Source organism: Paenibacillus sp. CR_12 (assembly GCF_041953985.1).
In the GTDB taxonomy this organism is placed as follows: Bacteria; Bacillota; Bacilli; order Paenibacillales; family Paenibacillaceae; genus Paenibacillus_AQ; species Paenibacillus_AQ lautus_A.
Window position 1 is genome coordinate 264,201 of the sequence record NZ_JAVFHO010000005.1, and the last position, 24,916, is coordinate 289,116.

Below are 24,916 nucleotides of genomic sequence, written 5' to 3' on the forward strand. Positions count from 1 at the left end.
CTCCCCTGAGAACAAGGAGCGGGAGCGGGTGTTGCCTCTTTCTTATTTGAACTGGCTTTGAATGTCGTCGAGAATTTGCTGAGCCGTTTTACCGGAGCCGCCCAGAATCAGGCCTTCCAATTCTTTCACGAGCTCATCCGTAAAGCGCTTGGTATCCGTTGGATACCCATAGTCCGTGCTGTACTCCAGCGCAGGCTGCAGCGCCTTGAATTCAGGGTTCTTCTCGAAATACTGCTCGGACAGCGAGGATACGGCCGGATTGAAGCCGAGCTCCATGAATGCGGTTTGCGTATCGTCGTTGGTCATGTAATAAGCAGCCTTCAGCGCAGCTTCTTTGTTCTTCGCGTCTTTCAATACCATGTAAGCGTCAGAGCTCATGGTGCTTCCGTTCGTCGTTCCTTTCGGAACCGGAATGGCAACCATTTTCAGGTCCGGATTCGCATCCTTCAGGTACCCTTTGTACCAGTAACCGCCTGTACTCATAGCGCCTTGCTCATTGCTGAATACTTCGCCGTCCCAGCCGAAGCCGAGCGATTTCGGCGTAACCGCCAGTCCTTGGTCATACATGTCGATGATCATTTCCAGCGCTTTGACGTTCTCTGGGGAGTTGATGGTCGCACCATTGCCCCAGCCGCCGCCGAAACTCTTCACGTAGTTCGTGATATGGAAGGCATCCAGGTTCACGATAATGCCCTTCACATCGCCTTTATTCAGCACTTTGGCCGCATCGATAACTTCATCCCATGTGGTTGGGTACTCGCCGAGGCCGGCATCCTTCCACATTTGCTCATTGATGAAGAACATCGCCGGCATATCGCTGTTCGGCACGCCGTACTGCTTGCCGTCCACGTTCCAAATCTTCTTCGATGTATCCGGGAAACGGCTCATATCCACACCCGTGGTTTGAACCAGATCGTCGATCGGCGAGAACAGCCCTTTATTGATGTACTCGTAAGCACCTTCATTGGACATCTTGATGAAGTCAGGCGCTACCCCGGCAGCAATTTCACCCGGAAGCGTGTTCCAGAATTGCTCGCTGCTCGGATATTGTTTAATTTTTAGTTCGATCTCCGGATACTGCTCGGAGATGGTGTCAGCCGCTTTCTGATAAATCTCCAAATCCTGCGCCGTACCCCAGAATCCGAAATTCACCGTTACTTTTTCAGCAGCGTCTCCGGCTCCATTATCTGTATTGTCAGCGCTTTTACTGCCGCCGCAAGCGGTTAAACCCACAACAAGAGCCAGGCACAAAACCAGCATGGCCGAAAACTTCTTGTTCCATTTACCCATGATGCTACCCCCCACGTTTCTTTTCGTTTTACCTTACATCTTCATGATAAAGAGCCGGTACAACAAAAAAAATTAATCAAATGATGATTAATTTTTTAAAATTGACTATTTTTTTTATAAATAGATTGCACTGCACGAGCGTTTTTATGAAAAATCACACTTTCTTCTCTAATATCACACTTCATCTTTCCTATATTGTTTAGGAGAAAAGCCTGTGTATTTCTGGAATACAATGGCGAAATGGGCCTGATTATTGAATCCCACCATCTCGGCAACGTCATAAATTTTGTAGCGATAGTCCTTGAGGAGCACCTTGGCCTTCTCGATCCGAAGCTCGTTAATATAATCGAACAGGCCCTGACCGACCTCTTGCTTAAACAATCGGCTGACATAATTCGGACTGACGTGGAACAAATCCCCGAACAATTTCAAGGAAAGGCTCTCCGGGTAGTGCTCCTCCGTATATTCCATAATATTGCGCGTGAGCTGGCTGTAACCTCTCAGCTCCAGATGGCTGCGATTCTTGAGCCGCTCCTCAAACAAGGCACGGTATGCGGCCGACAGCTGCCCGAACTCATGGATCTCTTCAAAGGCCGATGTTTCTTCTTGAACGTCTCCCCCGCCCGGTACGCCCGTGCCCTCTCCGATCATAAACAGCAGACCTTCGTATACCTTGCGGACATCCTTCTCTTCCATGCATTCTTCTTGCGCCAGAAACCTCTCCCACTGGGACAGCAGCTCCAGGAAGCGCTCGTTCGCCTCCTCCCTGAGGGCAGACTTCATCTGGCTTAAATAGGCATCGGCCTGTCTATAGACGTGCTCACCCTTCTGTTTCAGATGCTGGTAATAAAAGATCGACGTATCCGGGTGGTAGAATTGATGGGACAGCGCTTTGCCCGCCTGCTCGTAGCCCGTCCGAATGCCGTCGAAATCGGCAAACCAGTCGCTAATGCCCAGCACGATGTCGATATTGACAAACCGCTTGAGCGCCGAACTGATCATTTGCACCATTTTATTGACGCGCGTCAACGAGGCCAGCAGGCTTTTCAGCTCGCTGTTGCTGATGAATACGGCACTGCACTGTTCATCCAGCTGAAGATAATCGACTTCCTTCTCCGTGGACAGAATCTCGCTGACGACGTTCTGCACCGTATTCGGCAGGATCGACTCGGTATCCTTGGCGTACCTTTTGATAACCGTGTGATAATCTTTGATTCTGAAAAGGACGACGTACATATTGCCCTCTTTGAGCTCTGTTTCATGCAGATCATGAACATGGCCTCGGAGAGCGTCAAATAATATCTGCTCCTTCCGGTTGCCCGCCGTAGCCGGCCCGACTTGAGCCGGAATCCCCCGGCTCCCAAACTGCTCCCGGACGCTCTTCAGCATCGCAGTCAGCTCGCGTTCATTCATGTCGGGTTTGTGGAAATAATCAAAAGCCCCCAGCTTCAACGCTTCCTTCACGTAGGCAATATCATCGAAGCTGCTCAACACGACCGTTTGAACCGGGATCTGCCGGTCCTTAATCGTCCGGAGCACCTCGAGCCCGTCCATCTTCGGCATTTTGATATCCAGCAGAACCACGTCCGGCACCGTTTCCGTTATCAGACGCAGCGCTTCTTCGCCGTCGCCCGCTTCACCGACAATGTCCACGCCCTGAGCTTCCCAGTCAATCGCCGATTTGATCCCGATCCGAACGAGCGGCTCGTCATCTACTATAAGTATTCGCACTTTCTATCACCCTGCTTCTTCTGTGATGATCGGAACCCGAAGCCATGCGACCGTTCCGCCCTGTTCTCCCCTTTGGATACACAGGCCGTACTCGGGCCCGAAATGAAGGGATATCCGGTTCCGTATATTGTTCAGTCCGATCGAGTTGAAGGTATCCTGCGGACCTTCCTGCTCCACCTTCGCCTGTCCGCCCTCCGGAAAACCGCGCCCGTTATCGCATACCTTCATGATCAGCACATCCGATTCCTCATAAATCGATATGACAAGGCTGCCCTTGTAATCGATGCCTTCAAAGCCATGGAAAACCGCGTTCTCCACAAGGGGCTGAAGCAGAAACTTCAAGGTCCTATGATTCATTACGGCCGGATCCACCTCGTACGTGACATCAAATTTATTAAAATAGCGGAAATCGAGAATTTTCGTATAGTTCTCCATGAATTCGACTTCCTCTGCAATGGTCACGTAGTCGCCTTCCTTCTTCACCGTAAACTTGATGACCGAAGAGAAAGCCTGCAGCGCTTCTTCAATGCCCGTTGCCCCCTGAATCTTGGCCATCCACTTGATCACGTTCAGCGTGTTGTAGATAAAATGCGGACGAATCTGCGATTGCAGCGCATTCATCTCCAGGTTCCGCTTCTCCTCTTCCTCCACGTAAATCCGCTCGATTAAATCGCGAATTTCGTGCAGCATCTGGTCCACGGTATGACTAATCACCCCGATTTCGCCGTGCTGCTTCGTATCAAAGCTTACGTCAAGCTGACCTTGGGAGACAAGCTTCATTTTGCTGTTCAGCACCGCCAGCGGCTTCATGATCGTGGTGGCGATCCGGGCCGAGATCAGGATGGACAGCACGAGCAGCAGGATCAACGCACCGATCAGAATAGCCACCATCAGGTACACGATCGAGAACAAATCCTTCTTCGGGATGACCGTGACCGCCTTCCAATTCGCCATGGAAGAGGAAGAAGAAATCATGTAGGTATCCCGACTGATCTGCGTGTTGACCTGGCCGTCCGCGTTATATTGAAAGTCGCTTCCCAATACCTCGGACGCCGCCAGTCCGATTTCCTCGGGGTGAACGCTGTGCACGATATGATCGGTTTCGTCGATCAAGTAAAAATTCGTATTCTCGGAAAATGCCGACTCGCTCCACAGCGTCTTGAGTTTATCCACCGAAATATTAAAAAGGATAAACCCGAGATCCTCCTTCGTGTACGGATCCAAGATGGCCCTGCCCACTGACACGACCGGAATTCCCTTCGTTGACAGCAGTCGCTCCTGATGAATCCCTACCGGGACAAAGCCGCCATATGCTTCCCTGATCTTCCGGACAAAAGGCTCGCGGGTAAACTGCTCCTTGAAATAAGCGAAGTTCATATATTCCCGGTTGCTTCGGCCGATGATGGACCGGCTGTTCTCGTGGTAGATAACCACGGAGTCAATCAAGTCCGAATACAGCATGATCCCGCTCTGGATCAAGCCGTTCACTTTATCGAAATCCTGCCCCCGCTCCAGCAATGGATACGTCACCTTGCCGTAATCCTTCCGCATAATGGGGTACACCGTGGAGTCCTGGATCGGGAACATGGACAGCCGGAGCAGCGGCTGCAGGGAGGTATCGATATTTTTCATGATTTGTTTGTTGTTCTCCACGGCGGCATCAATCATCGTGCTCCGATTATTCTCCACGTAGACCCAGGATACGATGCCGCCGATCAGAAGGAGGGGAACGATAATGAAGGCGGAGAACGCCGCGATCAGTTTCTTCTCCAGACTTAAGTGAAGCATTTTCTGCTTTAGTTTCTTCATGGGCCGCGTCTCTCTTTTCTCGTTGTTCGATAGGATCGTCCTTTACCGCGCCGTGCCGCTTATCCGGAATTTTCTCGGCGTCATTCCCGTAAAATTCTTGAATAATTGCGTATAATAACTCTGGCTGCAGAACTTGAACGTAAACGCGATTTCGGATATCGACTGGTTCGTATTGGCCAACAAATGCTTGGATTCCTCAATCTTCCGCCGATTAATAAAGGTGGTTATGGCTTCGCCCGTCTCCCGCTTGAAACGATCGGACAGGTAGCTCGGGTGGACCTTCAAATATTCCGCGACCCTCTGCAGGGTCAGCTCCTCGAAAATATGCTCCCGGATGTAATAGATCGCCAGGTTCACAATGTGAGAGAACGACACGTCTTCCTTCTCGGAGCGGATCATCGACACAAACTGCACCAGCATCTCATATTCAAAATGAACCAGCCGCTCCACATCGCTCATTCGCTCGATCTCGAGGATCAGCGTGTCGCTTAAATGAAAGGCGATCTCGGGATCCACGCCGCCTTTGATAATGGCCCGGGTAAATAAGGTGCAGGAGGCAATCAAGGCATTCTTCTTCGACCGAAGCGGATACGTCGCCAGCACGGCCGCTTCCAGCTCGTTAATTTTGCGCAGCATGTCCATGGCTCTATTCTCATCCCCGAAGCGGATCGCTTCCAGCAGCTCGTGCTCATAGTCGAACGGGGGATGGATAAAATTCTCGCGCAAATAATGCATGCGGGAAGAAAGGTAAAAGGGTTGGTTTCCAGAACGTGAAGGCTCTTTCATTATTTCCCCACCACCTAAAAATATTGATAAAAACCTTGATATTTTAGTATAACATAACTCCGATTGGCTCTAAAATTCAAGCATAACCATGCTAGGAAGGAAGTGTAGACCATGACCTGGAATATATCAAATCCTGATTTGTCACAGCAAGCCCTGCTGAATATGGAAAGTATTTTTGCACTCGGCAACGGTTACCTGGGTGTGCGCGGCAACTTCGAAGAAGGCTACGGAGAGCGCCTGTCCACCATTCGCGGCACCTACCTGAACGCTTTCCACGACGTGATTGAAATCCCTTACGGCGAGAAGCTCTTCGCCTTTCCCGATACACAGCAAAAGCTCGTTAACAATATTGATGCCCAAACGGTCCTGATCTATTTAGGCGACGAGGAAGAACCTTTCCGCCTGGATCACGGAACGATCACTGCCCATGAACGCCGCTTGCATATGGACAAGGGGTACTCCGAACGAATCGTGCAGTGGAAATCGCCCGAGGGCAAAGAGATCAAGCTGACCTTCCGCCGTCTGGTGTCCTTCTCGCACCGGGAGCTGTTCGCCATCGACGTTCGGATGGAGCCGGTCAATTTCAACGGCCAGGTTCGCATCGTTTCCACCGTGAACGGCAAAGTGAAGAACTACACCAATGCCAACGATCCCCGGGTAGGCGCAGGGCATGCGGAACGGATGACCGTCATCGATGCCGGCGTCAAGGGCAGCGATGCCTATGTCGTAGACGAGACGATGGCGTCCAAGCTGCGTGCCGCTTGCGTGACCCGTCATCGCTTGAATGCCGATGCGGACATTCAGCTCGAAGCCGGAACCGGAGAGGTCACGTTCACGGCTGTCCTTCCATTGACCGGACCGATCCACTTTACGAAATACAATTTGTATACCGACAGTCTTCGTCACGGGCAAGAGATGATCGAGCGCGGCATTCAGCTGCAGGAGGAGTTGAAGGATACTTCGTTCGAGGAGTTGCTTGCCGAGCAGGGCGAGTATCTGAACGACTACTGGAAATCGGCCGACGTCGTGATTCAGAACGATGACCAGCTCCAGGAAGGCATCCGCTTCAATCTATTCCAGCTGCTGCAATCCGCCGGACGGGACAAGCACAGCAACATTTCCGCCAAAGGACTGAGCGGCGAAGGTTATGAAGGCCATTATTTCTGGGACACGGAGATTTACATGTTCCCGGTATTTCTGATGACGCAGCCGGACATTGCGCGCCAGCTGCTGCTGTATCGTTATTCCACGCTGGAGCAGGCGAGAGACAGAGCGCGGGAAATGGGACACCGGCAAGGGGCGCTGTTCCCGTGGCGCACGATCTCCGGAACGGAATGCTCCTCCTTCTTCCCTTCGGGAACGGCGCAATACCATATCAGCGCAGATATCGCCTATAGCTATATTCAGTATTATCTCGCCGAGCAGGACCGGGATTTCCTCTTGTCCTACGGGGCCGAGGTGCTGATCGAAACCGCCCGCCTGTGGGCCGACATCGGCCACTATTATAACGGCGCTTTCCATATCGATGAGGTGACGGGGCCGGATGAGTATACCTGCTGCGTGAACAACAACTATTACACGAACGTCATGGCAAAGCATAACCTGAAATGGGCCGCCAAAAGCTGCGCCATTCTGGAATCCTACGATGCGCAAGGCTTCAAATCCCTGTGCGGCCGGCTTGGCGTAACCGCGGATGAAATTTCCGCTTGGGCGAAGGCGGCGGACGCCATGCTGCTCCCGTATGATGAAGCACTCGGCATTAACCCGCAGGACGATACGTTCCTTCGCAAAGCGGTATGGGATTTCGAGAACACGCCGGAGGACAAATATCCGCTGCTGCTGAACTATCACCCGCTCACCATTTACCGTTATCAGGTGTGCAAACAAGCGGATACGGTGCTCGCCCACTTCCTGCTGGAAGACGAGCAAAGCTTGGAAACGATCCAGCGTTCGTATGATTACTATGAAGGCATCACGACGCATGATTCGTCGCTGTCTTCCTGCATCTTCAGCATCATGGCCTCAAAGATCGGCAATATGGACAAAGCGTATGAGTATTTCATCGAGACGGCACGCCTCGACCTGGACAATACGCACGGCAATACGAAGGACGGCCTGCACATGGCCAACATGGGCGGTACCTGGATGTCGATCGTCTACGGCTTTGCCGGCATGCGTCTGAAGGAAAGCGGACTTTCCCTCTCCCCGGCCATTCCGAAGGACTGGGAGAAGTATGCGTTCCGCTTGAACTTCCGCGGCCGTCTCATCGGCGTAAACATCGAGAAGGACGGCGTGACCTTGGAGATCGTCGAAGGCGAGTCCATCGAGATCAAGCTGTACGACGAGGCCGTAACGCTTGAAGCCGGGAAACCTGTGAAACATGCGCTGTAGAGCAGATAACGATGTTTAGGCATTAGATGCTTGCTTTTCCTAAGCGTAGGGCATCACTCCCGGTTTGCGAGGAAAACGATCGATCGTCAAATTTTTCGACAAGTTTTCTATGATAACAGACCGCGATAAACCGTCATTTTTCTTGCGATATCCGGAAGTCCCCGTTTCGGGCTTATACTTTCTGATATCTCAAAAAGGAGCTATAAGATATGAATGAAACACGCAAGCTGAAGGCTGTCATCTTTGACTTGGACGGCGTCATTACCGATACCGCGGAGTATCATTATCAGGCATGGAAAGCCACGGCAACCGAGCTGGGCATTCCCTTCACGAGAGAATTCAACGAGAATCTCAAAGGGGTATCCCGCATGGATTCCCTGAAGCTCCTGTTAAGCCAGGCGGAGACGCCTGTAAACTATTCCGATGAAGAGCTGGTACGGCTGGCTGACCGCAAAAATAAGCGGTACGTCGAGCTGATCGAAACGATCACGCCAGCCGACCTGCTGCCAGGGATTACGGAGTTTGTCTCAGACATCCGGTCGGCCGGCCTGAAGACCGGCATCGCGTCCGCCAGCAAAAACGCCATCGCCGTGCTTAAACGGCTTGGGGTCATGGACCAGTTCGACGTGATCGTCGACGTAACCAAGCTGAAGAACAATAAACCGGACCCGGAAATATTCCTCACCGCTGCCGCAGAGCTTGGCGTAGAGCCTGCCGACTGCATCGGCGTGGAGGATGCCGCCTCCGGCGTTGACGCCATCAAGGGCGCCGGCATGTTCGCCGTCGCGATCGGCAACGCCGCGCATTTCCCGCATGCGGATATCGTGCTGTCCAGCACGAAGGAGCTGAATTTCCGTGAGCTGGCGCAGAAATTCGAAGGTTGATAAAGAAATGTAAGGGTGCTCCTAAGGGAGCGCCCTTTTTCGTATGCCCTCCCATTTTTTGCAACCACCCGCCATCTTCGTTAGACTGTAGTTGGTAGTGAGTACAGTAACCTTCCGGTATGTAAGCATGAGCATCATATCGAGAATACGATAAAGGGGACTTTCCATGGAACAGGCTGTCTTGGATCAAGGGGCCGAACGATTCGGCCGAGGTTCTTATTCGCTGAAGTTACTTGGGGGATTCGATCAGAATGTATTTGAATACAACGGTGAAGACGGACGACGCTTCATTATGAAATTCCTGGACGCTTCCAAATACCGCAAAGCCTCGATCATTCGCGAGCTGACGTGGATGGCCTATCTCGCCGAGCAGGGTCTGAACATGGCGGTGTCCATTCGATCTGCTCAGGATCTTCTTATTGAAGAGGCAACCCATGATTCCAAGCGATACCATGTCATTGCCTTTACGAAGGCTCCCGGCAGCCCGTTAACGGATGTAACATCGGATTTTGCGATAATCAAGCAGTGGGGACGCGGGATGGGCCGTATGCATAAGCTCGGCAAAAAGGACGCCACCGCTTCCTCACTCGTGCATCGAATGGCGTTTCCCCAGTGGAATGATCATGTGATTTTTACCGATGCGTTCCCGGAGGCTGCAGGTGAAAGAGTCCATACGCAGTGGACGCAGTATCTTAAGGAATTGGAGTCCCTCCCGCAGGATGAGGAAGGCTACGGCATCGTCCACAATGACCTCCACCATCACAACTTTCACGTACATAACGGGGAGATCATCCTTTTCGATTTCGGGGATGTCTCGTACCATTGGTTCGCCTACGATATCGCCATCGCCATCTATCATGCGGTTCAGACGGTTCCGGAAAACCGGAAAGCCGAGTTTGTGGCCCGATTCTTCGACTCGTTCTTATCCGGCTATCTTCAAGAGAATACGCTGAGCGAGGAATGGATCCAGCGGATCCCGTTGTTCATCGACTTTCGTAATATCTACTCCTATGTCTACTTCGCCAAATTCGTAAATTGGAATGAGATGGATGAACGCACCCGGAAATATCTGTTAGCAATGAAAGCGGATATTGAGGCAGGCAAATCCGTTGTAAAGCTGTCTATTTAATAAGAGAAGGAAGATTGCTCTGCCATGAAACCTAAATCCAAACATCTCCGCCGGCTCGGGTATTGGGGCCTGGGGCTGCTCCTCTCGTCCATCCTTCTATACCTGCTGTTCCTTCGCCCCACGCCCATCAAGGTGGGTGGATTTACGTCCTCTGCGGATGAAAATACCATGATCTTCGAAGTGATGAATAAGGGATTCGCCGATGTGAAGCTGCTGGACGTGCGGGTGAATAATGGCATGAAGCCCGCCAAGGCCGAGCTGGGCGTCAGTTATTCCCTTCATCTGGTCGGCGGCGAGGGCCTTGATGAAGATCCCGATATCGAATTCGTCGATATTCGGGAGGTGCCGTTAAAGCCCGAGCTCATGCCGGACGAGAAGAGAGCCGCCCTCGATCAAGGTTCGCGGATTCCGCTTAATTACGGCATCCGTCTTTATAACAATCAGCCCATCACGCAGATTGAAGTGAAATATAAGTATGGATGGATCACTTTTACGAGAGAGATGCCGATGGGGCGATTTTTCAATAAACCTTAATCATCATCGATGTGTTGCTGATAGCTTACCTATGATACAATCTCCGCCCAGCGGGATAACGTCTTCTCAAAAATAAGATTGGAGATTTATGGACGATAAAAACCGGGCTGCAGCAGCCCGGTTCATGATCCAACTAAGATGACACAACATAATGATTCATAAAATCCCGCAGTGCAGCCTCCATACCAGGCTCCCCACCGTCTTCGAGCCATGAATCCTGAAGAACAAGATAGCGGCAGGCGCTGCTCTGCAAATAGCTGTAGATGATTTGTGCAGCATCGATATCTTGCCGGGTAACCTCAGTAGATTCGCATTCCAAATCACTCGTGAAATAGCTGAGGATCAAGGCTTTGACCCTCAGCCTCAACGTTTCAATGTCCGCCGTGGTTGCCACAGAGCATCGCTCGCTGTGCAGCACAACGTTCCCCTTAATCAGGAATAACTTGATCGTATCTTCGTTTAAATACTCATAGACAACGATGCTGTGATTCTCTACGGCGAACTCGATCACATGCCGTTTACTTAAGAGCAAGTTCACCGCCTCCATGCCGTCCCTGTATTTTGCAGCCTGCTCAAAATCGAAACGCTCTGCGGCGCCCAGCATGGTTCGCTCCATTTCATCATATAAACTTCGGTCGTCCCCTTGAAGCAGAGCAATGAATCGATCCATGATTTCATCAAATTGCCGCGCGGTTTCGCCGCCAAGACACTTGCCAAGACAGAGGCCAATCGAATAATTCAAGCAGGGAGTATTTGCCGAAGAAGCGGCAGGTGCATGATTGCAGGCGATTTTACAGCATTCCTTAACCTTCTGAACTGCATGTTCAAGACTATGTCTGCTGGCTGTATAGGGGCCGAAACAACGAGACGGTTTGTGACTGCCTTCATCCAATGTATCTGTAATTTCCAGCCATCGCCAATCTCGTTTTTGCCGCAATACGATATAACTATAACCTAGCGGATTTTTCATCTTGCGGTTATACATCGGCTTTATGTCCTGAATGAGCCTGCATTCCAGCATGAACGCCTCAAATTCCGTGTCGGTGACGATATGCTCCAGGTCTTTGACATGCTGAACCAGCCTCTTCACTTTGGGGGAGTGCGATTTATTGTTGTAAAAATACGATTGTACTCTTTTCTTGAGACTTTTGGATTTGCCAACGTAAATGACCGTTCCCCGCGAATCTCTCATGAGATATACGCCCGGCGACAGCGGCAGCTCTTGTATTTTTGTTTTCATTTTGACTGTCGATCCTCTCAACGAATCTATCAAACATGGCGTTTTCGTCACTTCCAAGATACCATAAACACACCAAAAAGCACCACATTCACGGGCTGATTCAACTCGCTGAACGTGGTGATTTTATTAGGGATTAGGGCTACAGCCTCTATGCGCAGAAAACTGAGCCATGCACAAAGTCTGGGCTAACTCCTCGCTGCAATAACATAGAGAGACTATCTATTATTATAATATAGCTTTTTCTAGTACACCTGAAAGAAGCATAGTCATATTCCTCTACCTTCGCATTCGATACTGCTGCCGGTATGTCCTTGGCGACAGCTGAACCGTCCGCTTGAACATCTTCCCAAAATGGGAGAAGTTGCTAAAGCCCGATCGCCAGGCGATATCCGTGATGGAATCATCGCTCTCCCGCAGGAGACGCTGCGCTTCCTTGACCCGAAGCAGGTTGAGATAATCGCTGAAGGTAAATCCCGTCGTCTGCTTGAACAGCCGGCTGAGATAGTGGGGGCTGATCCGGAACGCCTCCGCTACCTCGGGCAGCGTTAAGGCCTGCCGGTAATTGTCGTTAAGATACCGGACGACCGCCTGGGTCTTCGGATGAAGGACCGGCTCCGTATCGGCCGAACGGACCGTGCCCAGATGCCGGCTGCGGTAGGCAAAGAGCAGTAATTCGACCGTTCGGTGCCGAAGCAGCCAGCTGCTTCCGGTTTGAGGATGGATCATCTCATTCACCATGTCGCCGACCATTCGCTCCACCGCTTCACTCGCTGGCGAAGGAAGTCTTAGAATCGGAACATCCCAACCGAACGGCTCCTTCAGCCCCTCGGCTAGTTCAGGCGGTACGGTCAAATCCGCGAACAATTCCGGGCTTAAGTAGAGGACAAGGCGATCATGGTCGGGCCGCCCGCTGTCCAGCGTCTTATGAACGGCATTTCGGTCCACGAAGACAAGATCGCCGGCTCGAACCCGGTAAGAACGGTCCTTGATGAAGTAGATCCGCTCGCCCGATAACAGGTAATACAGCTCGTAATGATCGTGAAGGTGGTCAACCGTCATCGAGAAATATCCAATACGGCGGTCATATTCAATGTCCAAATATCCGGTGGGATCATGGTAATCCGCTCGAAACGGCTTCGTCATGTCGCTGCCCCCTTTTCTTGGATTATAGCAAAATATGCGGCATTTGAAAGCGATTACGCATAAAATGCGGCGAAAGCAGTGCTCCCTTGTTATAGGCTAGAGCTATATTCAAGGAGGCGATAGAGATGAGTGACAAGAAACGCTATGTATTGGTCGGTACCGGCGGCCGCGCCGAATTTTTTTATGGCGCCCTGGCCCAAAACTTCCGCGACAAATCCGAGCTTGCTGCCTTTTGCGATATCAATCAAACCCGCATGAATTACGCGAATCAGCTGCTGCGGGAAAAATATAAATACGCCGAGGTGCCTACCTACCCCGCGGACCAATTCGACCGGATGATCGAGAACGAGAAGCCCGACTTCGTCATCGTGACCAGCATCGACCGGACCCATCACAAGTATATTATCCGCGCGATGGAGCTTGGATGCGATGTCGTGACCGAGAAGCCGATGACGATCGACGAGGAAAAATGCCAGGCCATCCTGGATGCCGCCAAGCGGACCGGACAGAACATCAGGGTCACCTTCAACTACCGTTACGCCCCCCACCATACCAAGGTACGGGAATTGATCATGAACGATACCATCGGCCAGGTGACCTCGGTTCATTTCGAATGGCTGCTGAATACCCGCCACGGCGCGGACTACTTCCGGCGCTGGCACCGGGACAAGCGGAACAGCGGCGGATTGCTCGTCCATAAATCCACCCATCACTTCGACCTGGTCAACTTCTGGATCGGGTCCCATCCTGAAACCGTTTTCGCATTCGGCGATCTCATGTATTATGGTAGAGAGAATGCCGAAGCGCGGGGCGTTACGCAATTCTATAATCGCGCGACCGGCAACAAGGTTGCGAAAGAGGACCCTTTTGCGCTCCATCTGGATTCCGATGCGCATCTCAAAGCCATGTACCTGGATGCCGAGCCGGAGGACGGCTACCAGCGGGACCAAAGCGTATTCGGGGACGGCATCAACATTGAAGATACGATGGGCGTCCTCGTGCGATATCAGAACAAGGCCATTTTAACGTATTCGCTGGTCGCCTATCAGCCGTGGGAAGGCTATCGCATCGCCATCAACGGCACCAAAGGCCGGATCGAGATGAACATCGTCGAACAATCCTACGTCAATTCACTGGGCGACAAGAGCCAGGAAGGCGCGTTAATCGGGAAAACGCTGCGGGTGCTTCCGATGTTCGATGCCCCGTACGAGGTTCACGTCGAGGAGCAGCAGGGCGGACATGGCGGGGGCGACCCGGTGCTGCTGAATGATCTGTTCGGGGAACCGGCGAAAGATCCTTATGCCCGCGCGGCCAACCATATCGATGGGGCGAGATCCATACTGACAGGAATTGCAGCCAACCGCGCCATCGCCACCGGCATGCCTGTACGAATCGGTAATTTGGTTCGTTTCTAAGCCGTACACGGCTGCTCCAAGCATTTTTCCTTCAAAGGCTGCGTATTTGCGCAGCCTTTTTTTCACATGTCGCAGACTGCCTAGAAATCCGCTTTTCGCAAAGGAGGAAATGAATGTTCTTCTCATTAAAAAGCCGTTTGATCGCCTTTATCGTCGCACTCTTCGTCCTCTCTTTCGGCACGCTCTCCCTCCTGCTGTTTACGGAATCGCGCACCGTGATCCGCTCCTACATCGAATCCTCGGCCCTTGAAAAGATGGAGGAATACGGTTCCTACGTGGATATGGTCCAGATGCAGATTTATGACGTCGCTTCCCTGGTCTTTAACAGTGACACGGCCAAGAACTGGGATAACGCCATCGGCGATCCGCTGCTGCCCGAAGGGGAGAAAATGCTGGCCAATCTTGCGATGAGCCGATTTCTGACCCAAGCGACCAACAGCTACACCAGTATCTCCGACGTATCCATCTACCGGCGCAGCGGGCTTCGGGTCGGCGGCGAGAACCAAGTCGAAACCGACCCTGCCTTTTTGCGGGAATCGTGGTACACGAACTTCTTCGCGTCCGGAGACCGCTGGCTGCCAGCGCATACGGACCAGCATGAACGCGTCCGGGATCACGGCAATCCCGTCGTCAGCCTGCTGATGCCCATCGGAACCTTCCATCATGCCACGGCGCAAAACGTGATGAAGGTTAACGTCAGCGAGTCTTATTTTCTGGAGCCGCTCACCCGGATCCATTTGGCCAAGAACAGCACGATTTTTCTGTTGAACGAGCAGGGAAGCCCGATTCTATCCCAGCAGGCGCATGAACTCGGCGCCGGAGCCCTATCGGAGATCGATCGCATTCGAAACGGCCCGCTGAAATCGGGCGTCGTCTATCTGACCAACGATGAGGGGCAGCGGGACATTCTGGTATACAAGAAGCTGGGGCGCACCGGCTGGATGCTGGCCGGCCTGGCGCCGGAGAAGGAGCTGTACTCCTCTCTTCACAAGCTTCAGAGTACCATTCTGGTGGTCACGGTCGTGCTGATCGTGGTCTCCCTGTTTGCCGCCGCATGGCTCTCCTATGGCGTCACCAAGCCTTTAACGCGTCTGGTGCTGGCGATGAGGCAGGTGCAGCGCGGAGCCTTCGACCAGGCCGAGTCCGTTCTGCCTCCTGACAAAAACGTTAAGAGCGAGGTAAGTTACGTCATCTCCACCTTCCGCTATATGATCAGCCGTCTCCGGCAGCATATCCAGAACGAATTCGAGCTGAAGCTGCTCCGCCAGCAGGCGGAATATAAAGCGCTGCTCATGCAGATCAATCCCCACTTCATGTTTAACACCCTGGAGCTGGTGAGCAGTCTTGCCATGCAGCGCCGGACGGACGATACCGTTCAGGTGATCGAGGACCTGGGCAAAATGATGCGCTTCTCCATGAATACCAGCGACGACCGGGTCCCCCTAACCGAAGAACTGGCCTATGTCCGCCACTATATCTCCATTCTGCAAACCCGCTTCGGGCATAAACTCCACAACTCCATCCACGAGGAAGGCCGGCTGGATTCGCTGGTGATGATCAAGTTCATTCTCCAGCCGCTGATCGAGAATGCGGTCAAATACAGCTTTCAGCATCAAACCACGGCACAGGTGGACATCCAAATCAGCAGGCAGGACAACCGCCTGTTTCTCCGCGTCGCGGATAACGGTCCCGGCATGCCCTCCGAGATCATCCGCAAGCTCCAGGATCCCGCGGCGGCCTCCCAATTGGAGCCGATCCTCCGAAGCGAGAGCTGGCACATTGGACTCGGCAACGTAATTGCTCGCTGCCGCTTGCATTACGGCGACTTATTTGCCGTTCATATTCGGAACGGGAGCGAAGCCGGCACATGCATCGAACTGATTCTACCGGTACAGGAGGAATATCATGTACAACGTATTGATCGCAGATGACGAGATCGAGGTTCGCGAAGGGCTGAAGCTGAAAGTCGACTGGGAAAGCATGGGCTTTGCCATTTCGGGGGAGGCCGGGAACGGCCTGGAAGCTGAAGAGCTCTTGAAATCCCATTCGTATGACCTGCTCATTACCGACATGAACATGCCCGTCATGGACGGCGTCCAGCTGCTGGACGTTTGCCGGAGCCACAATCCGACCATCCAGATCATCATCATTACAGGATACGAGGATTTTCAATACGCCAGAGCGGGCGTCCGCAGCCAGGCCATGGACTACTTGTTGAAGCCCGTTGCCCGGGACGACCTGAAATCCGCCTTAAGCAAAATCAAGCACGAATTGGATAAGAACCGCAAGGTACGGGACGACTCGGAAATGCTGCAGTGGCGGTTATCCCAGTATTACAAAGAAATGAAGGAACGCTTCCTGCTGGATCTCGTGCGCGGCAACCGCCTGCCCCCCGCCTCCATGCCGGAACGGATTCGACTGTTTCATTTGGAGGATTGGCAGGATGGCCGCGTATGCTTCATCACCGCGGGCATGAGGGAATCCGGCATGCAGAAAGCACCCGCAGGCCGAGCGCCCGAGCAGCTCCGCCTTCCGTTTCAAATGGTCTGCCATGAAATCGCCGAGTCTTATCCGGGCGGCGTTCAAGTGTTTCATGATGCAGCTCATCCCGGTATCATGCATTTCATTGCGCTTGACGGCATTCAGCGTGCATTCGCGGATAAACTCGCCACGCAGGCATCCTCGTATTTAACCGTGGAGGTGCAGGTAGGATTAGGGCTGCCCGTGTCGGGACTTGAGCGCTGGAAAGAGGGTTATATCCACTCCCTCCTGGCCTGGAATCTGGCAGGACGCCAGAACGGACCGGATCAGGCACCCGTAACCGACCAAAGTCCGTTGCTGCCGGACGAAACAAGCCGCGCGCTTCATCGCTGCCTGATCCGGGGCGAATTGGAATCCTTCCGCAGCATCATCCGGAGGGAGCTGGGCGAGTCATTCCGGCTATCGCCTGCCCGCTTGGTACGGAGCCTTTTTCAAATCACGCTGATTATGGAATCCGCCGCTTTCGACAACATACGGCATTCACGGGGAGCGGGGCCTTTATGGATTTCACCCGAATGGGTTTTATGGCTGGAGACCCCGGAGCAGGCGGAACGCCTGCTGATGCAGTGGGCACAGGATTTTGTTGACAACCTCCCAGAATCCGGAGACGGAGACGCTACCCTGATTGAATCCGCCAAGCGGTATATCGAGGAAAATTATATGCAGGAATTATCGCTGACCTCGCTGGCCGAGCAGTATAACTACCACCCTACCTACTTCTCGGAAATGTTCAAGGAAGGGGCTGGGGTCTCGTTCATCCAGTACGTTACGGAGGTTCGGATGAAACACGCCGTACGCCTGCTGCAGGAGACCCGATTGACGGTATGGGACATAGCCGAGCTGACGGGTTTCTCTTCACCCGGCTATTTCAGCTCCAAATTCAAAAAAATGTTCAATCAAAGCCCTTCCGAGTTCCGACTGTCGCGATCCGAAAAAATCGAACACGATGATCCGAAGAAATGAGATTCCGCCCTCTCTCCTCCCCCGGTATGATGTGTTTACCGGGCGCACCGACATACCGATTGTAAGCGCTTCAGGCCGTCAGGTAACCGCCCCTGCTCATTCATCCTGAAGGGAGGCACATTATGAGAAAGCTGTCCAAGCCCATATACGGCCAGCAGAATAAGACAGCCTACTTGTTTCTTCTGCCTTGGCTCATCGGCTTCTTCTGTCTGACGCTGGGGCCGATGATCGCATCGCTGTACTTGTCCATGACCAAATTCAACCTGCTGTCATCGCCGACTTGGACGGGACTCAGCAACTATGTCCAGATTTTTACCGAAGACGATACGTTTCAACGATCCTTGTGGCTAACGTTCTACTATGTGTTCTTGTCCGTGCCGCTGAGACTTGCGTTCGCGCTGCTGATCGCCATGGCCTTGAACAAGGGCATCCGCGGACTCGGCATTTACCGGACCGTTTATTACATCCCCTCTCTATTGGGAGGCAGCGTTGCCATTGCCATCGTCTGGCGCCAAATCTTTGACGGCAGCGGGCTGGTCAATCAGTTCCTCGGCTGGTTCGGCATCACGGGCCCCTCGTGGATCGCCCACCCCGACTATGTGGTGTATACGATTATCACGCTGTCCGTCTGGCAGTTCGGATCGGCCATGGTCATCTTCCTTGCCGGTCTGAAACAGATTCCGACTGATTTATATGAAGCATCCGGCGTAGACGGTGCCGGAAAGATCCGTCAATTCTTCGGCATCACGCTGCCGATGCTGTCACCCGTTATCTTTTTCAATCTGATCATGAGCATGATCAATTCGTTCCAAGCCTTCACGCCGGCCTACGTCATCGGGGACGGGCGGGGAGGACCGCTCGACGCCACGATGTTCTACACCTTGTACCTGTATCTGAAAGGCTTCTCGTTCTTCGATATGGGTTATGCCTCGGCACTGGCATGGATCATGCTGGTCATCATCGGGGTGTTCACCGGGATCGTTTTTCTTACATCAAAATTCTGGGTCTTCTACGGGGATAACCAGGAAGGGAGGTAATGGATATGCCGCTTAAGCGACAACTGGTTCAAGCCGGGAGGCATGCCGCCATTATCCTCCTCGGCCTGCTCATGCTGTATCCGGTGCTGTGGCTCGTCTTCAGCTCGTTTAAACCGAATCATCTTATCTTCACCAACAGCAGCCTCATTCCGACTGCCTTCACGCTGGATCATTACGTGAACGGCTGGAGCGGGCTCCAGGGCATTTCCTTCGGCCGATTCTTCGGCAACTCCGTGCTGATCTCGGTCATGAGCGTCATCGGGAACATCGTCTCCTGTTCCCTGGCAGCCTACGCCTTCTCCCGATTGAAGTTCAAATTCAAAGGCCTGTGGTTCAGCATCATGCTGGTGACGATTATGCTGCCTTACCACGTAACGCTCGTGCCTCAATACATTCTGTATAACGAGCTTCATTGGATCAATACGTATTTCCCGCTCATCCTGCCCAAATGGCTGGCGCATGACTCTTTCTTCATTCTGCTGATGGTTCAGTTCATCCGCGGCATTCCGCGGGAGCTGGACGAGAGCGCGACCATCGACGGCTGCGGACAATCGCAGATCTTCTTCCGCATCGTGGTGCCGCTTCTCGTCCCTGCGCTGATTACGACCGCCATCTTCACCTTCATCTGGAGCTGGGACGACTTCTTCAGCCAGATGATTTATTTAAGCAAGATTGATTTGTTCACCGTACAGCTGGGGATCCGATCCCTGTTCGATCCTTCGGGTCAATCGGATTGGGGGGCGCTGCTCGCCATGTCCACGCTGTCGCTGCTGCCTGTGACGATCATCTTTCTGGTGTTTCAACGGTATTTTCTCGAAGGCATTGCCACGACCGGCCTGAAGTAGCCTCAGAAGCTGCCTGCCGACGTGCGAGGGCGTGCTGCAAATGAACCAATTATGATTAGACTGGGGGATTATCCATGTTGAAGAAATGTTTCGTTGGCATGTTGGCTTCGCTCCTATTATTCGTCACCGCCTGTTCCGGAACGGATCACACGGGAGAAGGCGGGAATGCGGACGCAGGGGCCGAGCCGAGCGGCCAAGTCGAGCTGCGCATGATGTGGTGGGGCGACCAGAAACGGGCCGATATTACGAACGAAGCCCTGAAGGTGTTCCAGAAGAAACATCCGAACATCAAAATCGTCGGCGAATTCTCGCCTTCCTCCGGATATTTCGATAAGCTGAACACCCAGCTCGCTTCCGGCACCGCGCCGGATATCTTCTTCCTGGGCGGAAACGTCGTGGACTATGCCAAAAAAGATGTGCTGCTGAACCTGGATCCGTATGTCGGCAGCGAACTGAAGCTGGACGGCATGGATGCCACCATGGTGGAATACGGCCGCCTGGATGGGAAGCTGCAGCATATTTCGGCCGGCGCAAACGCCCGGGGAATCGTCATCAACAAGGCACTGTTCGAAAAGGCAGGCATTCCTCTGCCGGAGCAGGATTGGGATTGGGAGGACTATGCCGCCATCAGCAAAGAATTGTCCGATAAGCTTGGCGACGGCGTATACGGTACCTATAATTTCACCGTCGACGGAATGGATATCTTTCTGAAGCAGCGCGGAAAACAGCTGTATGATATGGAGAACGGAAAGCTCGGCTTCGCGAAGGAAGACATTCAGGAATGGTTCGAGTACTGGGAACAGGCTTCGAAGGCCGGCGGTGTCGTTACGCCTGAACTTCAGGTGTCCAATCCGCACGATGATACCAGCAAATCCTTGTTGATTACGGGTAAAGCCGCCATGAGCCTCCTCCCTTCCAATCAGTTGGCCGCATTCCAGAGCCTGACGGAAGATCCGCTCATCCTCCATCCGGTACCTAGAGGTCCGAAGGGTACGGGCGTGGTATTCGAGTCCAGCCAAGGACTATCCGGATATGCCAACACCAAGCATCCGAAGGAAGTCGCCACGCTCATGGACTTCTGGATCAACGATCCCGAAGCGGCCAAAATCCTCGGCAACGACCGCGGCGTGCCGGTGACGGAAGCCAACCGCAACCTTCTCCAGGAGGAAGCGGGTCCTGTGGAAGAGATTGTGTACAATTATACGAGCCTCGTATCGGAAGCCACGAAGACCGAGCCTTTTGACGTGAGTTATAATCCGCCGGGATTCGCCGAGTTCTCCAAGCTGGCCCAGACGACGACCCAGGAGATCGGTTTCGGCCGGAAAAACGTCGAGCAGGCCGTTGCGGACTTCTACAACGGCACCGTGCGCATATTTGAATCGAATCAATAACAAAGCTTTCAAGGAGGCGGACATGACAGAAGCTATGCTGGACCGGCTGCGGCGGATTTCGATACCGGATCGGGTGCAGCCGGGCAAACCGGAAGACCGGAGGCTGCTGCAGGAGTGGCAGGCGACAGGCGTCCGATTCGCGGCATCGGGAGGACGGCTGGAAACGGCTTATTATACCGCGCTGGAGAAGCTGCTGGCCTGCATCGTGCCGATGAACGGCACCGATCCGATTCTGCAGGAGGGCGGTATCTATCTCGGCTGCTGGCTGGAGAGCACCGGCACCATCAACGCGGAACTGCTATCGCGACTGATCCCTTCGGTCTCGGAAACAACCTACCTCGCCTTTGCCGATCAGCAAAGAGAGGATGGGCTGCTCCCTTATAAACTGACGGAGAAGGGCCCTTCATTCCGCCAGATCCAGCTCGTCACGCCGCTGGCGCGCTGCGTCTGGAACCACTATGAGCTTCATGGAAGGGGTCTCTCCTTCCTGAAGACCATGTACCAAGCCATGTCGCGTTACGACGATTGGATCGCGCGTTACCGCAACACCCGGGGGACCGGCTGCGTGGAGGCTTTCAGTACCTTTGATACCGGGCATGATCTGTCGCCCAGGTTCTGGCATGTTCCGGACACGCCTTATAGGAACGATGCCGCAGCCTTCCACCCGGACTCCCCGGTTCTGCCCTTCCTGGCACCGGATTTGACGGCCAACATCTACTGCCAGCGCATGTATTTGGCCCGCATGGCCGAAGAGCTCGGCGAATCCGGAGCCGATTGGAGGACCAAAGCCGAAGCCAGCCTGGACAGCCTCTTCCGTTACTGTTATGACGAAGACGATCAATTCTTCTATGACCGGGATCGGAACGACGAGCTGGTCCGGGTCCAATCCGACGTGCTGCTGCGCGTGATGGCCTGCGAGGTGGGCGACGACGAGCTGTTTGGCAACATGCTGCGGCGGTATTTGCTGAATACCGGCAAATTCTTCGCCAAATATCCGTTTACGTCCATGGCGATGGACGATCCGCGGTTCGATCCGTCCTCCTCTTATAACAGCTGGGGCGGGCCGTCCAATTTCCTGAGCTTGATCCGGGCGCCGCATGCCTTTGAACATCACCACCGCTATGTCGAGCTGACCTGGGTGCTGCAGCCGATTCTGTCCGCCTTGTCCAAGGCGAAGCGCTTCCCGCAAACCTTGAGCCCTTGGACAGGTGCAGAGGGCTTTACCGAGGCGTATTCCCCCTCCATTCTGTGCCTGCTGGATTACGTGGAACGGCTCTGCGGCATCATGCCGATCGGATCGGATCGCCTGTGGTTTACGGGATTGCTTCCGGTCGATATGGACCATGGGGAAGAAGTCGCCGGCAACACGGCCTATAGCCGAACCGTGAACGGGCTGCACTACGAACTGGTGAATACCCCGGACAACGTCACCGTATACCGGGAAGGCCGCGTTCATATTCAAGGGCCCGCCGGGATTCGGCTGGTCACGGACTGCAGCGGACAATTGGATCGCGTGATCGGCATGAGCGCGCGAACCATTGAAGGCGAGCTCCGCTATCAAGGCACATCCATTCCGATCCGGATCAAAGGCAATGAAATGCAGCAGTATTCAGACGGAGATTTGAAGACGGAGAGGGATATCGGCATCATCTATCCTAGCTATCGTTAATTGAAGGAGGTGAACGCTTAAGCGTGAAAATTGCAGACATTCAGCTTCGGGACCCCTACGTACTGCCTGACCCGACACAGCGAATATACTACATGTACGGCAGCACCGACAAAAATATATGGAAGGAAGGAAACGGCTTCGATGTCTATATCAGTCGGGATCTAATCGATTGGGAAGGCCCTTATCCGGTCTTTCGCAAACCGGACGATTTCTTCGCGGACGTGAACTTCTGGGCGCCCGAGGTCTACTATTACCATGGGCGTTACATCATGTTTGCCACCTTCCGCCGAAAAGATAACGATCTGCTGGGCACTGCGGTGCTGTCGGCTGAGCAGCCGACAGGGCCCTTCTCCCTCTATAGCGATGGGCCCGTGACCCCTGTCGACTGGAGTTCCCTGGATGGTACGCTGCATATCGACGAAACGGACCGGCCGTGGATGGTGTTCTGCCACGAGTGGCAGCAGGTCGGCGACGGCGAGATTTGCGCCATGCGCCTGAGTCCCGATCTCACGGAGGCCGCCTCGGAGCCCGTGACCCTGTTCCGAGCCTCTGAAGCCGCTTGGGCCACGCCGTTCCACTCGCCCCGCTTTCCCGGATCGGGCAATTATGTGACGGACGGCCCGTTTCTTTTTCGGACAACATCGGGGAGTCTGCTCCTATTATGGGCCAGCTTTGTGGATGGCCGATACGCGCTCGGCGTTGCCAAGTCGCCAACCGGCAAGCTGACGGGTCCCTGGCTTCAAGAGCCCGAACCCTTATATTCCAGCGACGGCGGGCACGGCATGGTGTTCCGTACCTGGAACGGCCAGCTGATGCTGACCGTGCATACCCCGAACCGCACGCCGGATGAACGGCCGATCTTCATCCCCGTCGCGGAAGATGGTGATAGCATCAAGGTGGATAGGATGTATCGGACAACACGTATGCCCAAGTAAAATCCCTATACAAAAAGGCCGCTCTCCATGAAGATGGCAGAGCGGCCTTTTTAATAGTTTTTTTGCATTCCTAAGCTAAGCTATGCTTTGCTTTGATTTGCAGTACAAACAAAAGGAGGCCGTAAGCGTACGGCCTCCCTCTACACTCATTTATTACAGCTTCACGATTTTACCGGTCTCTTGGGATTCGAATGCACCCAGGATCACGTTCAAGGAACGCAGTCCTTCCTCACCGGAAATGCTAGGCGGCGTGTTCGTGAGAATGGATTCGACGAAAGCGTCGATGACGCCGCTCGGTACCTGTTTCTCATTGGTTGCCATGGCGCCAACCTTGTAGGTTTCAACCGTACCGTCGGTCAGTTCAACAACCACCTCATCGCCGTTAACGGTACCGATCTTCATGGCACCCTTCTCGCACCACAGCACCGTTCCGTTATCGCCGGATCTGTAATGCGTCCAGCTTGCCATCAACGTGCCCACGGCCCCGCTCTTCATGCGAACGATGCAAGTCGCGTTGTCGTCCACATCGGTTCCTTCTTTATGGACCGTTCCGATGAAACCTGCCACTTCCACGATTTCATCGTTCAGCAGGTAACGGATAAAGTCGGATTTGTGCACGCCGAGATCGCCCATGGCGCCCATAATCGCTTCTTCCTTGCGGAAGAACCAGCTGTCGCGTCCATCCAGGCTCCAGCTCTCCGGACCGCCGTGGCCGAAGGAAGTGCGGAAGGTAAGCACTTTGCCGAGCTTGCCGGAATCCAGAATTTCCTTCGCTTTTACGTGCGGAGGCATGAGGCGCTGATTGTGGCCTACCATCAGGTACACCCCGTTCTTGCGGGCGGCCTCGATCATTTGCTCTCCCTCTTCAGCCGTTGTTGCCATCGGCTTCTCCACCAGCACATGAAGGCCGGCATTTGCAGCCGCGATGCTCATCGGAGCATGCAGATAGTTCGGCGTACATACGCTAACGGCGTCCAGCTTCTCGTTCTTCAGCAGTTCTTGGTAGTCTGCGTAGGCTTTACCGCCATACTGGGCTGCCATCTCTTCGGCGCGTTCCTTCACCGGATCGGCAAAAGCAACCAGCTCCACGTTAGCATTGTTCGCGTATTCAGGAATATGTCTGCGCTGGGCGATCGCGCCGCAGCCAAACACTGCCACTTTAATTTTGCTCATTGATAGTCTC

At 53.6% G+C, this 24,916-nt stretch carries 19 protein-coding genes; 12 read left to right on the forward strand and 7 right to left on the reverse strand.

All coding sequences use genetic code 11. The features are described from left to right. Positions 1-42: 42 nt before the first annotated feature. The 4 genes from RB297_RS20005 to RB297_RS20020 all read right to left on the reverse strand — a co-directional run bounded on the left by RB297_RS20005 (position 43) and on the right by RB297_RS20020 (position 5,616). Entirely contained in the window at positions 43-1,290 is a 1,248-nt protein-coding gene (locus RB297_RS20005) for an ABC transporter substrate-binding protein (RefSeq protein WP_096774745.1), read from the reverse strand. 174 nt (positions 1,291-1,464) lie between these two features. Further along, a complete protein-coding gene (locus tag RB297_RS20010; RefSeq protein WP_375121237.1) occupies positions 1,465-3,021 on the reverse strand; it encodes a response regulator in 1,557 nt (518 codons plus the stop codon). A gap of 6 nt (positions 3,022-3,027) precedes the next feature. Beyond that, on the reverse strand, positions 3,028-4,830 hold the full coding sequence (locus RB297_RS20015) for a sensor histidine kinase (protein WP_375121238.1): 1,803 nt from the start codon (positions 4,828-4,830) through the stop codon (positions 3,028-3,030). Between the two features lie 42 nt (positions 4,831-4,872). After that, positions 4,873-5,616, reverse strand: coding sequence for a helix-turn-helix domain-containing protein (locus tag RB297_RS20020; protein WP_096774748.1), 744 nt, complete (start codon positions 5,614-5,616; stop codon positions 4,873-4,875). Positions 5,617-5,727: 111 nt separating this feature from the next. On the opposite strand from RB297_RS20020, the gene RB297_RS20025 reads away from it, so the two are divergent. The 4 genes from RB297_RS20025 (at position 5,728) to RB297_RS20040 (ending at position 10,554) form a co-directional block, all read left to right on the forward strand. After that, positions 5,728-8,007 carry a glycoside hydrolase family 65 protein gene (locus RB297_RS20025; protein ID WP_375121239.1) on the forward strand — a complete coding sequence of 760 codons (2,280 nt, stop codon included), beginning with the start codon at positions 5,728-5,730 and terminating at the stop codon, positions 8,005-8,007. Positions 8,008-8,216: 209 nt separating this feature from the next. Then, complete coding sequence (gene pgmB / locus RB297_RS20030; RefSeq protein ID WP_375121240.1) at positions 8,217-8,891, forward strand: beta-phosphoglucomutase; 675 nt, start codon at positions 8,217-8,219, stop codon at positions 8,889-8,891. 166 nt (positions 8,892-9,057) lie between these two features. Beyond that, positions 9,058-10,020 (forward strand): phosphotransferase enzyme family protein, encoded by a 963-nt coding sequence (locus RB297_RS20035; protein WP_375121241.1) that lies wholly within the window; start codon positions 9,058-9,060, stop codon positions 10,018-10,020. 24 nt (positions 10,021-10,044) lie between these two features. Next, positions 10,045-10,554 (forward strand): hypothetical protein, encoded by a 510-nt coding sequence (locus RB297_RS20040; protein WP_213580052.1) that lies wholly within the window; start codon positions 10,045-10,047, stop codon positions 10,552-10,554. Positions 10,555-10,687: 133 nt separating this feature from the next. Here the strand turns inward: RB297_RS20040 and RB297_RS20045 are convergent, their stop codons facing one another. Both RB297_RS20045 and RB297_RS20050 read right to left on the reverse strand, forming a co-directional pair. After that, positions 10,688-11,794 carry a GIY-YIG nuclease family protein gene (locus RB297_RS20045; protein WP_375121242.1) on the reverse strand — a complete coding sequence of 369 codons (1,107 nt, stop codon included), beginning with the start codon at positions 11,792-11,794 and terminating at the stop codon, positions 10,688-10,690. 276 nt (positions 11,795-12,070) lie between these two features. Further along, positions 12,071-12,937 carry a helix-turn-helix domain-containing protein gene (locus RB297_RS20050; RefSeq protein ID WP_375121243.1) on the reverse strand — a complete coding sequence of 289 codons (867 nt, stop codon included), beginning with the start codon at positions 12,935-12,937 and terminating at the stop codon, positions 12,071-12,073. A 125-nt stretch (positions 12,938-13,062) separates the two neighbouring features. Here RB297_RS20050 and RB297_RS20055 point away from each other — a divergent pair, with 125 nt between their 5' ends. The 8 genes from RB297_RS20055 (at position 13,063) to RB297_RS20090 (ending at position 23,733) form a co-directional block, all read left to right on the forward strand. Then, the gene (locus tag RB297_RS20055) at positions 13,063-14,352 is read left to right on the forward strand and encodes a Gfo/Idh/MocA family oxidoreductase (protein WP_375121244.1); all 1,290 of its coding nucleotides are present in this window, start codon (positions 13,063-13,065) and stop codon (positions 14,350-14,352) included. 113 nt (positions 14,353-14,465) lie between these two features. Beyond that, on the forward strand, positions 14,466-16,283 hold the full coding sequence (locus RB297_RS20060; protein WP_375121245.1) for a cache domain-containing sensor histidine kinase: 1,818 nt from the start codon (positions 14,466-14,468) through the stop codon (positions 16,281-16,283). Next, a complete protein-coding gene (locus RB297_RS20065; RefSeq protein WP_375121246.1) occupies positions 16,258-17,856 on the forward strand; it encodes a response regulator in 1,599 nt (532 codons plus the stop codon). Before RB297_RS20060 ends, RB297_RS20065 begins: the two co-directional genes overlap by 26 nt. 122 nt (positions 17,857-17,978) lie before the next feature. Then, on the forward strand, positions 17,979-18,893 hold the full coding sequence (locus tag RB297_RS20070; RefSeq protein ID WP_375121247.1) for a carbohydrate ABC transporter permease: 915 nt from the start codon (positions 17,979-17,981) through the stop codon (positions 18,891-18,893). A 5-nt stretch (positions 18,894-18,898) separates the two neighbouring features. Beyond that, positions 18,899-19,738 (forward strand): carbohydrate ABC transporter permease, encoded by an 840-nt coding sequence (locus tag RB297_RS20075; RefSeq protein WP_012818681.1) that lies wholly within the window; start codon positions 18,899-18,901, stop codon positions 19,736-19,738. 74 nt (positions 19,739-19,812) lie between these two features. After that, a complete protein-coding gene (locus RB297_RS20080; protein ID WP_375121248.1) occupies positions 19,813-21,129 on the forward strand; it encodes an ABC transporter substrate-binding protein in 1,317 nt (438 codons plus the stop codon). 22 nt (positions 21,130-21,151) lie between these two features. After that, positions 21,152-22,798: an MGH1-like glycoside hydrolase domain-containing protein gene (locus RB297_RS20085; RefSeq protein WP_375121249.1), complete on the forward strand. Its 1,647-nt coding sequence runs from the start codon at positions 21,152-21,154 to the stop codon at positions 22,796-22,798. A gap of 23 nt (positions 22,799-22,821) precedes the next feature. Then, positions 22,822-23,733 carry a glycoside hydrolase family 43 protein gene (locus RB297_RS20090; RefSeq protein WP_375121250.1) on the forward strand — a complete coding sequence of 304 codons (912 nt, stop codon included), beginning with the start codon at positions 22,822-22,824 and terminating at the stop codon, positions 23,731-23,733. Between the two features lie 153 nt (positions 23,734-23,886). Here RB297_RS20090 and RB297_RS20095 read toward each other — a convergent pair whose 3' ends face one another. Then, positions 23,887-24,906 (reverse strand): Gfo/Idh/MocA family protein, encoded by a 1,020-nt coding sequence (locus RB297_RS20095; RefSeq protein WP_012818677.1) that lies wholly within the window; start codon positions 24,904-24,906, stop codon positions 23,887-23,889. Positions 24,907-24,916: the final 10 nt, after the last annotated feature.

Excerpts from the sequence above, each read along its gene's own strand:
- pgmB (WP_375121240.1), top strand. The coding sequence starts at position 8,217 with ATGAATGAAACACGCAAGCTGAAGGCTGTCATCTTTGACTTGGACGGC.
- RB297_RS20075 (WP_012818681.1), top strand. The coding sequence starts at position 18,899 with ATGCCGCTTAAGCGACAACTGGTTCAAGCCGGGAGGCATGCCGCCATT.
- RB297_RS20080 (WP_375121248.1), top strand. The coding sequence starts at position 19,813 with ATGTTGAAGAAATGTTTCGTTGGCATGTTGGCTTCGCTCCTATTATTC.
- RB297_RS20005 (WP_096774745.1), bottom strand. The coding sequence starts at position 1,290 with ATGGGTAAATGGAACAAGAAGTTTTCGGCCATGCTGGTTTTGTGCCTG.
- RB297_RS20065 (WP_375121246.1), top strand. The coding sequence starts at position 16,258 with ATGTACAACGTATTGATCGCAGATGACGAGATCGAGGTTCGCGAAGGG.
- RB297_RS20025 (WP_375121239.1), top strand. The coding sequence starts at position 5,728 with ATGACCTGGAATATATCAAATCCTGATTTGTCACAGCAAGCCCTGCTG.
- RB297_RS20070 (WP_375121247.1), top strand. The coding sequence starts at position 17,979 with ATGAGAAAGCTGTCCAAGCCCATATACGGCCAGCAGAATAAGACAGCC.
- RB297_RS20055 (WP_375121244.1), top strand. The coding sequence starts at position 13,063 with ATGAGTGACAAGAAACGCTATGTATTGGTCGGTACCGGCGGCCGCGCC.
- RB297_RS20035 (WP_375121241.1), top strand. The coding sequence starts at position 9,058 with ATGGAACAGGCTGTCTTGGATCAAGGGGCCGAACGATTCGGCCGAGGT.
- RB297_RS20060 (WP_375121245.1), top strand. The coding sequence starts at position 14,466 with ATGTTCTTCTCATTAAAAAGCCGTTTGATCGCCTTTATCGTCGCACTC.
- RB297_RS20050 (WP_375121243.1), bottom strand. The coding sequence starts at position 12,937 with ATGACGAAGCCGTTTCGAGCGGATTACCATGATCCCACCGGATATTTG.
- RB297_RS20020 (WP_096774748.1), bottom strand. The coding sequence starts at position 5,616 with ATGAAAGAGCCTTCACGTTCTGGAAACCAACCCTTTTACCTTTCTTCC.
- RB297_RS20045 (WP_375121242.1), bottom strand. The coding sequence starts at position 11,794 with ATGAAAACAAAAATACAAGAGCTGCCGCTGTCGCCGGGCGTATATCTC.
- RB297_RS20015 (WP_375121238.1), bottom strand. The coding sequence starts at position 4,830 with ATGAAGAAACTAAAGCAGAAAATGCTTCACTTAAGTCTGGAGAAGAAA.
- RB297_RS20040 (WP_213580052.1), top strand. The coding sequence starts at position 10,045 with ATGAAACCTAAATCCAAACATCTCCGCCGGCTCGGGTATTGGGGCCTG.
- RB297_RS20085 (WP_375121249.1), top strand. The coding sequence starts at position 21,152 with ATGACAGAAGCTATGCTGGACCGGCTGCGGCGGATTTCGATACCGGAT.
- RB297_RS20095 (WP_012818677.1), bottom strand. The coding sequence starts at position 24,906 with ATGAGCAAAATTAAAGTGGCAGTGTTTGGCTGCGGCGCGATCGCCCAG.